Origin of the sequence: Elizabethkingia argenteiflava (assembly GCF_009904105.1) — a bacterium.
Classification (GTDB): Bacteria; Bacteroidota; Bacteroidia; order Flavobacteriales; family Weeksellaceae; genus Elizabethkingia; species Elizabethkingia argenteiflava.
Map to the genome: position 1 here is coordinate 12,958 of NZ_JAAABJ010000642.1, position 14,819 is coordinate 27,776.

Consider the following 14,819-nt stretch of genomic DNA (forward strand, 5'->3'; position numbering starts at 1 on the left):
TATTTTATGAAAAATATAGTGTTTTCATAAAATAAAAATCCCTCCAGGAGTGGAGGGATTTTAAAGCCTTAGAAATATTAATACCTGTAGTAGTCTGGCTTAAAAGGACCATTTACGGTTACTCCTATGTATTTAGCTTGTTCCTCAGAGAGCTTTTCCAGTTCTACTCCTAATTTTTTGAGGTGAAGAGCGGCTACTTTCTCATCCAAATGCTTTGGTAGGGTATAAACTTTGTTTTCATATTGATCAGCATTCTTCCAAAGTTCAATCTGGGCCAAAGTTTGATTAGAGAATGAATTAGACATTACAAAGGAAGGGTGTCCCGTAGCACAACCTAGATTAACTAAACGACCTTCGGCAAGGATAATAATATCTTTCCCCTTAAGGTTGTATTTATCTACTTGAGGTTTAATTTCTACTTTTGTATCCCCATAATTTTCATTTAACCAGGCCATGTCGATTTCATTGTCGAAATGTCCGATGTTACATACGATGGTCTTATCTTTCATTTTTTCAAAATGTTCGCCTCTTACAATACCAAAATTACCCGTGGTGGTAATGATGATATCTGCAATTTCAACTACAGAATCTAGTTTTTTTACTTCATATCCTTCCATAGCTGCCTGTAAAGCGCAAATAGGATCTATTTCGGTTACTGTTACAATAGCCCCTGTTCCTCGGAAGGATGCAGCAGTACCTTTACCCACATCACCATATCCGCAAACTACAACGCGTTTACCAGCAAGCATTATATCCGTGGCTCGTCTGATGGCGTCAACGGCGGATTCTCTACAGCCATATTTATTATCAAATTTAGATTTGGTCACCGAATCGTTAACATTGATAGCAGGCATGGCTAAGGTAGCGTTTTGCATTCTCTCATATAAACGGTGAACACCAGTGGTGGTTTCTTCCGAAAGCCCTTTAATATTTTTTGTTAATTCAGGATACTGATCAAAAACCATATTGGTTAAGTCACCTCCATCATCTAAAATAAGGTTGAGGGGTTTCCTGTCTTCTCCAAAAAAAAGAGTTTGCTCAATACACCAATTAAACTCTTCTTCGCTCATTCCTTTCCATGCATATACAGGAATTCCAGCTGCAGCTATAGCAGCAGCGGCGTGGTCTTGAGTAGAGAATATGTTACAAGAAGACCAGCTCACCTCTGCACCTAAGGCCACTAAGGTTTCAATCAGTACAGCGGTTTGAATGGTCATGTGAAGACATCCTGCTATACGAGCACCTTTTAGAGGTTGTTGAGGACCGTATTCCTCTCTAATCGCCATAAGACCAGGCATTTCCGCTTCTGCCAGTTCTATTTCTTTTCTTCCCCAATCTGCAAGAGAAATGTCCTTAACTTTGTAAGGGACATATTGTGTGTTGGTTTCCATTATATAATTAATTCGATTATTAATACTTTTGTAAAGTTACAATTATAATTTTATTAGCAAAATATGGGCTTGTACCAAGATTACTCCAATGATAAAGCCAGGGTATGGATTTGGAAATATGACGAAAATGAAAAAATGGATATTAATAAGCTTCTAACGGCTCAAGAATACCAAAAAACTTCGAGATATCATCCTAAGAAAATAGCGGAATTATTAATGGTGCGTCATATGCTTCATCAGCTTTTACCCGGGTATAAGATTTTATATAAAAAGAATGGAGAGCCTTATTTGGAACCTGCTGATTATGATATCTCTATCAGCCATTCTTTTCCTTTAGTTGCAATTGCTATTTCGGATAGAAAAATAGGCATAGACTTGGAAAGGGTACAGGATAAGATTTTGAAAATAAAACATAAATTTATCTTGGATGAGTTTTCTTTCATAGAGGATGATAAAGAAAAAGATTATCTAACAGCTATTTGGTGCGTTAAAGAATCTTTATATAAACTGCATCATTCTAAATTTTGGTCTTTGAAAAGAAATTATAAAGTAGAGGCTTTCGACTTACAGAATTTAGACTCCGTAGCCTGTAAAGTTTATGATGAAACTTTTTCGGATAATTTTTGTGCCCAACTCATCAGAGTAGAGGATTTTTTCTTTTGCATAGTGATCGACTCTCCAGGTGATTGAGAGAATAATCTTTTTATAACCTTCACTTGTTCTTCGCTTAAGTTATTAATAAGAGCAAAAAGCTCGGAAAGGCTTTTGAGTTCTGTTAAGCGGCTAACATCTTCTGGATTGAAGTTAAAACAAGCCTCTTTCTCTCTAATCTCTCTGCGTCGCTTTTCTAATAATGTTTCTATTTGATCTGAAGGCTCTTTGCAATTTGCATATTCCTTCAGATCATGAGGACTAACACCTTCTATATTAAGTAATAATTGTATTTTGGTAAATTCCAATAAGATTTTTTTCTTCCAGTTGGGAATATCTATTTCTTCATAAGTATCCGCACTTTTTGCATACATAGAAAGGGAGGCTATATAGGCCGTAAGTAGGTGAGTCGTATTCACAAAATGGTGAATACGCTTAATGTGAAGATGTTGTTGGAATTTAGGATCTGAAAGCATTCTCTGAAAGTTATCTGATAGGTTTGCTAACGCAATAAACGAGTCACTTCTCTTTTCTCTGAAAATATGAGAAAAGTCTTTATTTTTCTGCATCAGCATATCACATACCACTTCGAAATAAGCCTTGTTGCTATTTACCGCTTCAATAATATAAGATTTGTTTTGAGTTCTCTCCCATACAGGAAGTACAAAATAGGAAACCAAAAAACTAATGCTTCCCCCAATTATGGTATCAATAACACGATCTATGAAGATGATTTTAGAATTTCCGGGCGAAATAAAATTAAAAGCTATAAATACATAAATGGTCATAAAAAAAATAGCTGTCATATACTTATGCTTAAGAAAAGTGTAGCATAAAGTCATGCTCACCAGCAGAATACTCAGGAGCAGCATACTATTCTCAATGTAGTATAAAATAACCACACTCACTATTGCTCCTGCCAAGGTGCCACCCAAGCGGAGTATATTACGGGATTTGGAGATACTGAATGCAGGCTTTTGTATCGCTAGGATGGTAATGAGAATCCAGTATGAGTGGCCAATTTGTACAAAACCTGTCAGTGAGACCATATAACCGAGTAACAAGGCAATCGTAATACGTAAGGCATGTCTAAAATGGGCTGATTTTAAAGAAAGATTAAATCTTAGCAGTTTTAGACTGATTTTTTCTTTCTCGGGGGCAAATTTTTCAGAGTCTAATCCTACGGATAAACTCTTTGCCAACTTTTCATTATAAGAAGAGGATCTATAAATGGTTTTTATCTTTTTGGTAATTTCGCTCAGGTTTATCATATTTTGTCTGAGCATCATATAATCCTCAAAATTTTCATGATTCATTTCAGCATTGCGAAGGTCATAATACCGGTGGTAGCATTTTAATAGTTCTTTATCTAGGTTGGTGAGAGGAAAAGCTTTTTGATTTGCCTGTACCGAAATACCTATGTTGATCATCTCAGCGGCAAGCACCCTAATATATCGATAGATATGAGATAAGAGATTCTTATTGCCGAAATTTTTATGTAGTGTTTTATAGTCCTGTTGAGAGGTGAGTATTTGCTCAAAAAGATCAATACTTTCCAAAAACATTAAGGTAATAACACGACTGGTGGTAGTAGATTCGTTTACAACCCTACGGGTGGTAAACAGAATCTCGCGTAAGTATTCCTGGTGCTGTTGTAGTTTGATTTGTGACGACATCATTTCTCCAAACACTGCATTGAAATTAGGATTAGATTGGTAGAATTTAGATTTAATGCGTACAAAGTTTCCCAGTTCAATAAAGTTTTCTCCCAGTATCTGTTTGACGAGCATATAGGGATGAATTTTAGCGAGTACCAGAAATAATATAAAAGCCCATGCTCCCCCAAGACCTAAAGCTAAGGATGTTTCTACCACTTTTCCTTTTTCAAAATGACCGTCGATAAGTATCGCGAATATCGCCAGGGTTAGCGAACCCATTACAGATAGTCTTGTTCCATAAATGCCGATAAGAGAAAAGAACATTCCGAATATTATGATCTCTAAGGCGACCAAAAGAGGATATTGATAGGTGAATCCGATGATAAGTGATACAATAAAAAAGCAAATAATGCCAAGGATAAAAGTGTTTCTACGTCTTATAAAAGGACCTGGCTGATCCATAGTAGTCAGAAATACAGTACCTAGAGGAAAGGCAAAATATTCCTTCAACACACCATAATACACCATTATAATACAGGGAACAGCAACGGAAAAAGTCATCCTGATACCATAATAGATATACTGGCTGGTAATAAATTTTTTTAATTCATTCATTCGGTCCATCCCACAAATTTAGAAAAGCTTTATTAAGAATAAAAGCCTTTATACGCGCTTTAGTAATTATTTTCATGGATCTGCATTCGATTTAGAAGAGCGTAGATTTTTTTGTGCAAAACCGAAGAGAAATATAGCGTTAGTAAGTATTTTTTTTAATTTTGGTGTCATGAATAGAGAACACTTATACGCTATCTATAAAACTTGTAATAAAGTGGTTATAGATTCCAGGAAAATAGAAAAAGGGGATTTATTTTTCGCTTTTTCAGGAAAATCCTTTGACGCAGCTACTCAAGCCGAAGAGGCGATAAGAAATGGAGCGAAGGCTGTGGTGGTGGAAAATTCGAATTTTGAGAATCCGGAAAAAAATATTTTTTATTTTCCATCTACTCTCCAAATATTACAGGATTTAGCAAGAGAACATCGAAATCACCTAAAAATTCCCATTATAGGTCTTACCGGGAGCAATGGAAAGACGACTACAAAAGAGTTAATTTATGTTATTTTAGCACAAAAATTTAAGGTTCAGTATACGCTAGGAAACCTCAACAATCATATTGGTGTTCCTTTAACTTTGCTTTCTATAAAGCCTGAACATGAAATAGCAGTGGTGGAAATGGGCGCCAATCACCAAAAGGAAATTGAATTGCTCTGTAGCATCACCCAGCCCGATTACGGCTACATTACTAATTTTGGGAAGGCTCATTTAGAGGGTTTTGGAGGTATTGAAGGGGTGATAAAGGGCAAGTCAGAACTCTATGATTACTTAATGGATCATCATAAATATATTTTGGTAAACGAAGCGGATATACTCCAAAAGCAAAAAACTTTGGAGTATGCTAAAAAAATAACTTTTGGTACAGATACATCCGATTATCAGTACGAGATGTTTTCTGAAAACAACAGAATAGGTATTGGTTTGGAAGGGGAGAGGTGTTTATCCCAATTAACCGGATCTTATAATTTTAGTAACCTTTCCGCTGCGCTTTCTCTGGGGCTATATTTCGGGGTGGAAAGCATACCAATAAAACAAGCCATACAAGCCTATACTCCTACTAATATGCGCTCTCAGGTGGTAGAAAAAGAAGGTAAAGTTTTGGTGCTAGATACTTACAATGCGAACCCCAGCAGTATGGAAGCTTCTTTAGAGAACTTTAATCAATATAAGGGAGCTAAGACTGTTATTCTAGGAGATATGTTGGAATTAGGAGAAGAGAGTAGAGCGGAACATGAGAGGGTTTTAAAATTAGCCAGGCATTTTAATTTTGATGAGGTAATTACCGTGGGAGCCCTTTTTAAAGAAGTAAATCAATCTGAACTTGCCTTTGAAAGTACGGAAAGAGCGGGTCAATATTTAAGAAAAAATCCTGTTCAGACTCAAAACATTTTGTTGAAAGGTTCCCGAGGCATAGCTTTAGAAAATTTGATAGACCTTTTATAAATCTAGTGTTTCTTGTAAAATAAGATGTATGTTTTGAAAGGTATTGGGAAGAATCTTTGTCTTTATGTCTCTTTGAGGAACCCATTCCGCTTTTGTAATTCCTTCGATTTCTTGAGGGTGAGGTTTTTGGAGGCCGTGGTGTAGCATTTTATACCAATAGGTGATCTTAAGAATTCTATTTCCAACCTGATCCATGTACATATGGTAAGTAGGACTAATAAATTTCTCTATACTCAGATCGCTGATGGAGCATTCCTCTTCAACTTCTCTAAGAGCAGTTATTTCAGAAGATTCTCCTTCTTCCATTTTACCCTTAGGAAGATCCCATTTGGATAAGCGATGGATAAATAGAATGTCGTTGTTCGAATTCAAAACGATCCCGCCTGCTGCTGTTATATTTTTGAAAGTTGCTAAAAAAATACGCCATACCTCTTCAGTATCTCTTGCATAGATATTTACAGAAGAGGTTGGGCTATTTTCCAGGAGATCAATCGCCGTATGGAAGGTGTTATCATTCACAAATTTTAAATTTTTATCCGTTTTTTGCTGTGTATTTGTAAAGGATAATTTTCTTTCATTGATAAAAACTTTATACATTTGTTTGCTGTTTAAAAAGTAAGTACAAAAATATAAAAAATGAATTTAGAGGGAAGAAAAATTATCGTCAATAAATCGGTTTCAGAATTGAAAGAAATATTAAAAAAACCCAACGATTACAGATCCTTAATGCCCGATAACCTAAAAGCTTTTGAAGCAAAAGAAGGAGAGTTTAATTTTGAATTAAGTGGTATGCCTAAAATAGCGCTAAGGATTCAGGAAGTCAACGATCAACAGGTTGTATTATCTTCAGCCAGCTCTTCTTTAAACTTTTCTTTGAGGGGTACTATGAATGCATTGAATACGACTCAAACAGAAGTGCAATTATTATTCGATGGAGCTTTTAATCCCCTCATTAAAATGATGGTGGAGAAACCCCTGCAGAGTTTTATTAATTCAGTAACGGATAAAATAGAACATTTGTAAAAAACTCCATTCGGAGTTTTTTTTATGTTTTACTCTTACTAGAGGATTTTTATCTTCTTCTCATCTCATTCCCCAGGGATTTTTCTTACCCCATTTTCATAGCAATCAAAGTGTTTTGAGGTTTAATTATATGCTCAGAATAAAAAGCCACAGTTTTTATGAGCTACTGGTTAAAAGGCTATCGCGAATCAGAAAATGAAGAATATATGCTTTCAGATTATTTAGGGGGATAAGAAAATATTTTTCAGGGTATCAAACTACTCCTACCTCTAATCGTTTTAGACTTCGATAAACAAGAGGGAAAGAAAAAATATTCTCATCAACATAAGATTTCTTTATTTTTTAGCTTGCTGATCGGGGATGGCCTGGGCATTGCCTTCACCAAAACTACTATATAGGCTATATTCGCTAAAATCATCTTTTGCATTCATTCCATTAGCACCTATTAGAATATTGCCTTCTTTATCGGTTATGTATACGGTATCTTTGGTATACATTCTCTTGTTTTTTTTGTCCCAAAAAATACTTTGCATTTTAAAGGTTTGCCCCTCAGGATTGATGATTTTTACATCTCCTTTGGCAAAGTAAAATCCTTTTTCTTCAATCATCTTGGCATAATTCGCCCATAATTTCCCAGGTGTATTGGGTTTCCTTTTATCAATAAGTTCAATGTAAAGCCCTTTTTTGGTTTCAGCATAGGGCGTATCCACATATTCGTATTCTTCTATGAGCGGGGCATTGAACTTTACAGAAATCTTACCCGAATCTCGTTTGATAATCTGTGCATTATAAACAACTTTAGAAGGGAAGTTTGTTTTCTTTTTAGTATTCATACTAATAACATTCTCCTCACAGGATATGAATAGAAAAAAAATAGCCAAAGGAAAGACTCCGGCTAATTTTTTTAAAAACACTTGATATGTTTTTTTCATTTTAGTTATACAAATTTTTGATGAACCAACGATCCGCAAAATTAAAGCCAACTTTTAAATTGATAAATCCTTGTTGTACCAAATTATTTTGTGTAGTGCCTCTTTTTCCCAATTCTACTGAAACATCAATACTATTAAAAGAGTTTGAGGTCGGCTTTAAAGGAAAATTGGCACCTAAACTTAGTCCATATGAATCAATATTTTTACCATTAATATTTAAGTCTCCTTTTTCGTAAAACCCACCATATTTGTAGGTCACTCGAGAAAAATAATTTCTAAAATCATTGGAATTAGGTAAAAACCAGCCACCTGCAGAAATTTTGTAAGCATCCTGATACTCAAAATTTTGAAGTACATAGTTTAATTTTCGTCCTTTGGTATATTCCACCTGAGCAGAGGTAAACCACCGGTTATCCTTACCATAACCTAGACCCGCTGTAAATACTTGTGGAATTATATTCTTAGATTCACTATTTTTTTTCTCTATAATATTTATATCTCTTCGTACATTTTTAGTATAGAAATATGTACTGTTGGTATAAGTAGATTCCATAGTACCACTATTCCCGAATTGATAAGTAGCACCCAGCGTAAGTTTATTATCGGAAGGTGTTTTATATTGATATACCGATCCGAAGGTAAAATTAAAACTTTTGATTTTGCTGGAAGTTTCAAAACCGTTTATCAGTTCTGAATTAGAGAAGAAACTTTCTTCTATATCCGATATTTTACCAAAATGGAATTTTGTTTTAAAACCTAATCCAAAACCTTGAGCCACCTGATAAGATAAAGCCCCTTCTACCATATTGATGCTACCCTCTCCTCTGAATAAATTAAATTGTTGGTTCTCCTCTCCTAAATTCTTCTGGGTCATAATATTATAAGATTTAGTGCTGTAGGGTTGATAGGACAAGCCAAATTTAACTTTTGAAGATAATGGTAAAGCTATCGATATATTAGAGAGGTAGTTGGAATGTTTTGTTTTGTCGTATCCGGTTTGGTTAGATTTATAAAAATTATTTTCATTGCTTACCTGTCCCCTCAACGAGGTCAGTTCAAGATTGAAATTGGCAGCCGGATTAGCGAAATTAAAAGTATTAGAAAAATCTGGAATATAGGCAGAAGAGATACCTCCCATAGCGCTGATATTAAGGTCGTTATCATATTTAACATCTCCTAGTCCAAAGGAGGCATAGGGTGAATTACCTATAGACTGAGCACCAAGACTTGTTCCTAATGCAATAAAAGCGAAAACAAAAATTTTGTTCATGTAGTTTACTTAACAAAGCGCAAATATCATAATAAATAATGAAAGCTAAAAATTATTTAGGACTTAAAATAAGTTAAATAATGTAAAAAAGTCTTCATGAAAGCTTTTTCTATTCTGATTTTATAGTAGAGAAGGGTATAGATGAATAAGTTTATCTGGCTTGTATGGTGTTGGTATACGACCTATATTTGTACTATGCACTGGAACGATATTATAGGGCAGGAAACGATAAAAAAAACACTTCGAGATTCGGTAAAAGAAAATCGAATTAGCCACGCTCAGTTATTTGTAGGAAAAGAAGGCTATGGAGGGCTTCCACTAGCTTTGGCTTATGTAAAGGATATCTTGATGAAAGAGAACCCTTCTGTAAAGCATAAAATAGAAAATCTTAATTATCTAGATCTCCATTTTAGCTTTCCTACTTATACAGAGGGAGGAAAGGCATTGAGCAAGAATTTCCTTAAGCAATGGCGCGAGATGATTTTGGCAAATCCCTATGCCAGTGATGCGGATTGGATAGCCAAGCTTGATTCGGAGAAAAAGCAAATGATTATTTCTGTACATGAGGTGGAAGAAATTATAGAGAAATTCAAACTTAAAAGTTTTGAGGGTACCTATAAGATTCTGATTATAAGTAAGATTGAAAAAATGAACGATCAGGCTGCTAATAAATTCTTAAAATTTTTGGAAGAGCCTCCGGAAAAAACGATTATATTGCTTTTGGCAGAAAACATAGATTTTGTTTTACCCACTATTTTATCCCGTTGTCAGCTATTAAGCATACCCAATATACCACCTGATACGATACAGCATGCTTTGGTACAACGTTTTGCTATTTCGTTAGAAAGCGCTAGAACATTAGCTTTTCAAGCTCAAGGCGATTGGAATTTAGCGCTTAAACTCCTCTCAAAGGATACGGGAAATGATGAATTTGAAGCTTTATTTGTACAATGGGTGCGCAATGCTTTCCTGGCTAAAACGAAACCTGCTGTCATCAGGGATTTAATTCTATGGGCAAGGGAGATCGCTTCCTGGAATAGAGAAAAGCAGAAGCGCTTTTTAGATTATTGCGCTGAGATTTTTCGTTTGGCCTTACTCCATAATTATGATGCAGAGGATTTGGTATACAACTCTATTCGTAAAAATGGATTTAAATGGGAAGGATTTAGCCGTTTTATTCACGGGGCGAATATAGAGTCTATTTTGGAAGAGCTATCAAATGCGAATATGCATTTATACCGTAATGGAAATGCTAAAATTATTTGGACGGATATGGGAATTAAACTCACCCGATACATCCACAGGTCAGCAGTATAAGAATATGCATGAAGCTTTATTTTATTAAGGAGGCTGGTAATTACGAAGTGGGTGTCACATCTTTTTTCTTCGAAAATAAATAAATGTAAAAAGAGCGATTAGCGCCATCACGCCAAGGCAAATGTAGTAGGCATATTCTTGCTCTAGTTCTGGCATATTACGGAAGTTCATTCCGTATATACCGGCAATAAAAGTGATAGGTAAGAAGTATACCGAATACATGGATAGAAGCTTCATAGCCTCATTGTTCTTTTGATCACTAAGCGCCAGGAATAGTGATATAGTATTCGAAATCTCCTGATTAAGGTGTTCGAAATTTGCTATGGCATTCTTCTGTTTAACTATCAAATCCATTACTTCTACAGGGTCTAGAGATAATTTATCAAAATTATGCACCCAATCCGTAGAGATGTTGAGAATGCGAAGGTTTAGTCCCGTTTTTCGCTTTAACTTATACAAGTGCCTTATCGGATTGGGTTGCAATTTTTTTTTTAGAAATATGTCGGATTCAATTTTATCGAGCACATTAAGAATATGTTCACTTTCATGATCAAATGACTTAATGACTTTATAAGCGATCTTCAGCGCAATTTTATCGGGAGTAATCTGGTCCTGATTTTTAAGACTGTCTAATTCTTTTTTTGTATGAGTAATACTTTCCCTAGGTTGGAGGTGAATGGTAATAATCGTTTCATCCGTAATAAATATGCCTATTTTAGTACTGATGTCACTGATAGATTTTAGATTAGGTCGTTCTTGTATTGTATTTTCGCGAGTGAGAAAAAATTTTACATGTTGGGTTTCTTCATATTTAGGGAGGTGGTTGGAGGCGATGGTGTCTTGAAGTAAGAGTTTATTAATGTTATAAAGCGTTTGTAAAGATTTCAAATCCTCATCTGTAGGGGATGAGACATCTATCCATTTACAATTATCCTGTTGAAATAATACTTTAGTCGGCATAAAGCAAATGTAAATAAAATTTATTTTCTAAGAAATTGATTAGGCTTGTATATTTTTTTCTTTTTGTAATAGAGGAATATACCCCCCGATTTCTAAAATAAAATATAGAAGAGTTACCAATTAAGTAAAATGCAAAGAAGTTTTATGTTTTTTTGAAAATAAAATTTTAGACAGGGCCTAGAGTTCATAGGTTTTTAAGTTATCGTAATATTTTATAGTATTATTCAAACCAGGACGCCAAATATCCCTTGATCACTTGCCAGAAGTTTTTACCAAGAAAATAGATCAGTGTAGAGGTAATAATACCCTTTACGGTAAAGAAAATAATACCTCCGATACCAAATCTTTTAATCCATCTCTTCCATCGAGACGTTGTAGCTTCCGAATCTTGATACTTCATGGCTTGAATCTGTTTTTAACAAAAATAGGCAAATATTACCATATCGCAGTGCTGGTTTATGGTACATCTGTAAAAAAAATGTTAAAATTAATCCAATGTGAGTTGATTATATTCACTAATCTATAAAAATGATTATATTGGTTAATAAATACTTAACTATTATTTACAGGTATGACTAATAAGCATCAAAAATTTAAAATGGACCAAACGCTGCAACGGCTTGGCATTAGTAGAGACAACCAAGGGGGCTCTTGTGGAACACAGTTCTTTGCGTCGGGTGCATCAATAGGCTCTCATTCTCCGGTAGACGGTGAGCTGATTGCGAACCTTACAAAAGTATCGGAAGGGGATTATGATAAAATTCTTCATCAAGCCCGGAAAGCCTCAGCTGAATTTAGGCTATTGCCGGCTCCTAAGAGAGGGGAAATTATTCGGCAATTAGGCTTAAAACTTCGGCAATATAAGGATGATTTAGGTAAGCTAGTTTCGTATGAGGTAGGCAAGAGTCTTCAAGAAGGTTGGGGAGAGGTGCAGGAGATGATTGATATATGTGATTTTGCGGTGGGACTCTCCCGACAATTGCACGGCTATACCATGCATTCCGAACGAGTGGGACATCGTATGTACGAGCAGTATCACCCCTTGGGGATTGTAGGCATTATATCCGCCTTTAATTTTCCAGTTGCAGTATGGAGTTGGAATGCCGCTTTGGCTTTGGTATGTGGTAATGTTACTATTTGGAAACCCTCTGAGAAAGCACCTCTATGTGCCTTAGCCTGTCAAAATATAATGGCAGAGGTACTAAAGGAGAACCAATTGTCAGAGGGTGTTTGCAATTTGGTAATAGGTGGGGCAGAAATTGGTGAAAAAATTGTAAATCAACCAGAAATTCCTTTGGTTTCCTTTACAGGGTCTACAGCCGTAGGGAGACAGGTAGCTTCTAAGGTGGCAGCACGCTTCGGCAGGTCAATACTGGAGTTGGGTGGAAATAATGCGATTATTATTACCGAAAATGCAGATTTAGATATGGCCATAATAGGCGCTGTGTTTGGAGCGGTCGGCACAGCAGGGCAGCGCTGTACTTCTACCCGCAGGCTTATTATTCACCACAGTATCTACGCTCAAGTTAAGGAGAAGCTGGTAGAGGCCTATAGACAATTGAAAATAGGAAATCCTCTCGAGCACCAAAACCACATGGGGCCTTTGATTGATGTTCAGGCGGTCAAGCAATATGAAGATGCCATTGCCCAATGTAAAAACCAAGGGGGGCATTTTATTGTGGAAGGAGGGGTTTTAGTGGGGGAAGAATATAAATCCAAATGTTATGTAAAACCTTGTATCGCGGAAGTCGAAAATTCTTATCCCATAGTTCAGCACGAAACTTTTGCTCCTATTCTCTATCTTATAAAATATAAAGATATGGAAGAAGCCATTGCCCTGCAAAACAATGTTCCCCAGGGGCTTTCTTCAGCCATTATGACGCAGAATCTCAGGGAAGCAGAATTATTTCTTTCCTCGGCAGGATCTGATTGTGGAATAGCAAATGTTAATATCGGAACCTCCGGAGCTGAAATTGGAGGCGCTTTTGGGGGAGAGAAAGAAACAGGGGGAGGCAGAGAGTCCGGATCAGATGCCTGGAAATACTATATGAGGCGGCAGACCACTACGATAAATTATACCAAAGATTTACCTCTGGCCCAGGGGATTAAATTTGATATCTAATCTCAGAATAAAGCTTATTTACAAAATAAAAAATAAAAATCTATGATTACAAAAGAAAACAGTGTAAAGAAAACCTTACAGAAGCATATGCTTGCTGATGGATTAGATATTGTAATGGATTTCGAGAATTCTAAAGCTTCCCGAATTGTCGATAAACTTACGGGTAAAACCTATTTGGATATGTTCTCAATGTTTGCCTCTGGAGCCGTGGGATATAATCATCCCTATATCCTGCAACATCAGGCATGGCTGGCTAAGTATGCTACTTATAAGCCTACGCTCAGCGATATTTATTTTGAGGAATATGCTGATTTTTTAGAGGTATTTTCCCGGGTGGTCATTCCTCAAGAACTCCAGTATTGCTTTTTTATTGAAGGAGGAGCTTTAGCTGTCGAAAATGCACTAAAAACAGCATTTGATTGGAAGACTCGTAAAAATAGGCAACAGGGAAGCCGAATTCAGGCCTCTATGGTGATCCATTTTGAACAGGCTTTTCATGGGCGTTCAGGGTATACCCTATCGCTCACCAATACATCTGATCCTCGGAAATATGAGTACTTCCCTAAGTTTAATTGGCCCAGAATTATCAATCCAAAATTAAAATTTCCGATTTCCGAAGAGAGTTTAGCAACTACGCTGGAGCAGGAAGCTAAAGCATTAATGCATATTCAGGAAGTTATTTTAGCAAACCCCTATCAGGTAGCTTGTATTATTATAGAACCTATCCAGTCGGAGGGAGGGGATAATTATTTTCGCCCTGAGTTCTTTCAGAATCTGAGAAAAATATGTGATGAAAATGATATTCTGCTCATCTTTGATGAGGTTCAAACGGGAATAGGAATCACGGGGAAGATGTTTGCTTTTCAGCATATCAATGTTATTCCGGATATACTAAGTTTTGGAAAAAAAACTCAAGTTTGTGGCATTTTAGCCAATAAGGAGAAATTGGATCAGGTGGAGCAACATGTCTTTAAAGAGTCTTCTCGAATAAATTCCACTTTTGGGGGAAACTTTGTCGATATGCTGCGTTTAAAGCTGATTTTAGAAATTATTGAAAATGAAAATCTAGTGCAAAACGCACAAAAACAAGGTGAATTTTTACTCTCAGGTTTAATAAAGTTGCAAGAAAGCTTTCCAGACTATATTTCTAATGCTAGAGGTTTAGGTTTAGTGTGTGCCATAGACCTTCCTTCCACGGAGTTAAGAAATGAAATTCAAAACCAATTATTTATCGAAAAGCAAATCCTAATCTTACCCTGTGGTGAGAAATCGCTAAGATTTCGTCCGCATCTAAATATCCAAGAACCCGATTTAGAGGAGGTTCTAAGTGCTATAAGCGCAGTTGTAACAAAGGACCATTTATAAAATCACAATTGAAGACTGTGTATTTGCTGGTCATACAGAGGACAGAACTTGGCGAAAAACTATCCGGATCTGGA

Annotated in this window: 13 protein-coding genes; 6 read left to right on the forward strand and 7 right to left on the reverse strand. The window is 36.0% G+C overall.

The features are described 5' to 3' along the window. Positions 1–77: 77 nt before the first annotated feature. A complete protein-coding gene (gene ahcY, locus GNY06_RS12380; protein ID WP_166520367.1) occupies positions 78–1,391 on the reverse strand; it encodes an adenosylhomocysteinase in 1,314 nt (437 codons plus the stop codon). Between the two features lie 63 nt (positions 1,392–1,454). On the opposite strand from ahcY, the gene GNY06_RS12385 reads away from it, so the two are divergent. After that, positions 1,455–2,081 (forward strand): 4'-phosphopantetheinyl transferase family protein, encoded by a 627-nt coding sequence (locus GNY06_RS12385; protein WP_166520368.1) that lies wholly within the window; start codon positions 1,455–1,457, stop codon positions 2,079–2,081. Here GNY06_RS12385 and GNY06_RS12390 read toward each other — a convergent pair. Continuing rightward, complete coding sequence (locus GNY06_RS12390) at positions 1,988–4,315, reverse strand: FUSC family protein (protein WP_244614435.1); 2,328 nt, start codon at positions 4,313–4,315, stop codon at positions 1,988–1,990. The genes GNY06_RS12385 and GNY06_RS12390 overlap by 94 nt on opposite strands. A 169-nt stretch (positions 4,316–4,484) precedes the next feature. Here GNY06_RS12390 and GNY06_RS12395 point away from each other — a divergent pair, with 169 nt between their 5' ends. Then, entirely contained in the window at positions 4,485–5,756 is a 1,272-nt protein-coding gene (locus tag GNY06_RS12395; RefSeq protein WP_166520370.1) for a UDP-N-acetylmuramoyl-tripeptide--D-alanyl-D-alanine ligase, read from the forward strand. On the opposite strand, the gene GNY06_RS12400 is transcribed toward GNY06_RS12395, so the two are convergent. Further along, positions 5,751–6,353: an NUDIX hydrolase gene (locus GNY06_RS12400; protein WP_166520371.1), complete on the reverse strand. Its 603-nt coding sequence runs from the start codon at positions 6,351–6,353 to the stop codon at positions 5,751–5,753. The two genes, GNY06_RS12395 and GNY06_RS12400, sit on opposite strands and share 6 nt — an antisense overlap. A 39-nt stretch (positions 6,354–6,392) precedes the next feature. On the opposite strand from GNY06_RS12400, the gene GNY06_RS12405 reads away from it, so the two are divergent. Beyond that, positions 6,393–6,779, forward strand: coding sequence for an SRPBCC family protein (locus GNY06_RS12405; RefSeq protein WP_166520372.1), 387 nt, complete (start codon positions 6,393–6,395; stop codon positions 6,777–6,779). 335 nt (positions 6,780–7,114) lie between these two features. Here GNY06_RS12405 and lptC read toward each other — a convergent pair whose 3' ends face one another. Next, positions 7,115–7,711, reverse strand: coding sequence for an LPS export ABC transporter periplasmic protein LptC (gene lptC / locus GNY06_RS12410; RefSeq protein WP_166520373.1), 597 nt, complete (start codon positions 7,709–7,711; stop codon positions 7,115–7,117). 1 nt (position 7,712) lies between these two features. Then, positions 7,713–8,981 carry a hypothetical protein gene (locus GNY06_RS12415; RefSeq protein WP_166520374.1) on the reverse strand — a complete coding sequence of 423 codons (1,269 nt, stop codon included), beginning with the start codon at positions 8,979–8,981 and terminating at the stop codon, positions 7,713–7,715. 195 nt (positions 8,982–9,176) lie between these two features. Here GNY06_RS12415 and GNY06_RS12420 point away from each other — a divergent pair, with 195 nt between their 5' ends. Continuing rightward, complete coding sequence (locus tag GNY06_RS12420) at positions 9,177–10,298, forward strand: DNA polymerase III subunit (protein WP_166520407.1); 1,122 nt, start codon at positions 9,177–9,179, stop codon at positions 10,296–10,298. A gap of 54 nt (positions 10,299–10,352) precedes the next feature. On the opposite strand, the gene GNY06_RS12425 is transcribed toward GNY06_RS12420, so the two are convergent. Further along, complete coding sequence (locus tag GNY06_RS12425) at positions 10,353–11,258, reverse strand: CorA family divalent cation transporter (protein WP_166520375.1); 906 nt, start codon at positions 11,256–11,258, stop codon at positions 10,353–10,355. A 220-nt stretch (positions 11,259–11,478) separates the two neighbouring features. Next, positions 11,479–11,658, reverse strand: a complete 180-nt coding sequence (locus GNY06_RS12430) for a hypothetical protein (RefSeq protein WP_166520376.1) — start codon at positions 11,656–11,658, stop codon at positions 11,479–11,481. A 171-nt stretch (positions 11,659–11,829) separates the two neighbouring features. Between GNY06_RS12430 and amaB the strand changes: the two genes are divergently transcribed. Then, entirely contained in the window at positions 11,830–13,380 is a 1,551-nt protein-coding gene (gene amaB, locus GNY06_RS12435) for an L-piperidine-6-carboxylate dehydrogenase (protein ID WP_166520377.1), read from the forward strand. A gap of 42 nt (positions 13,381–13,422) precedes the next feature. Continuing rightward, a complete protein-coding gene (gene lat / locus GNY06_RS12440) occupies positions 13,423–14,745 on the forward strand; it encodes an L-lysine 6-transaminase (protein ID WP_166520378.1) in 1,323 nt (440 codons plus the stop codon). The last annotated feature ends 74 nt before the right edge of the window (positions 14,746–14,819 follow it).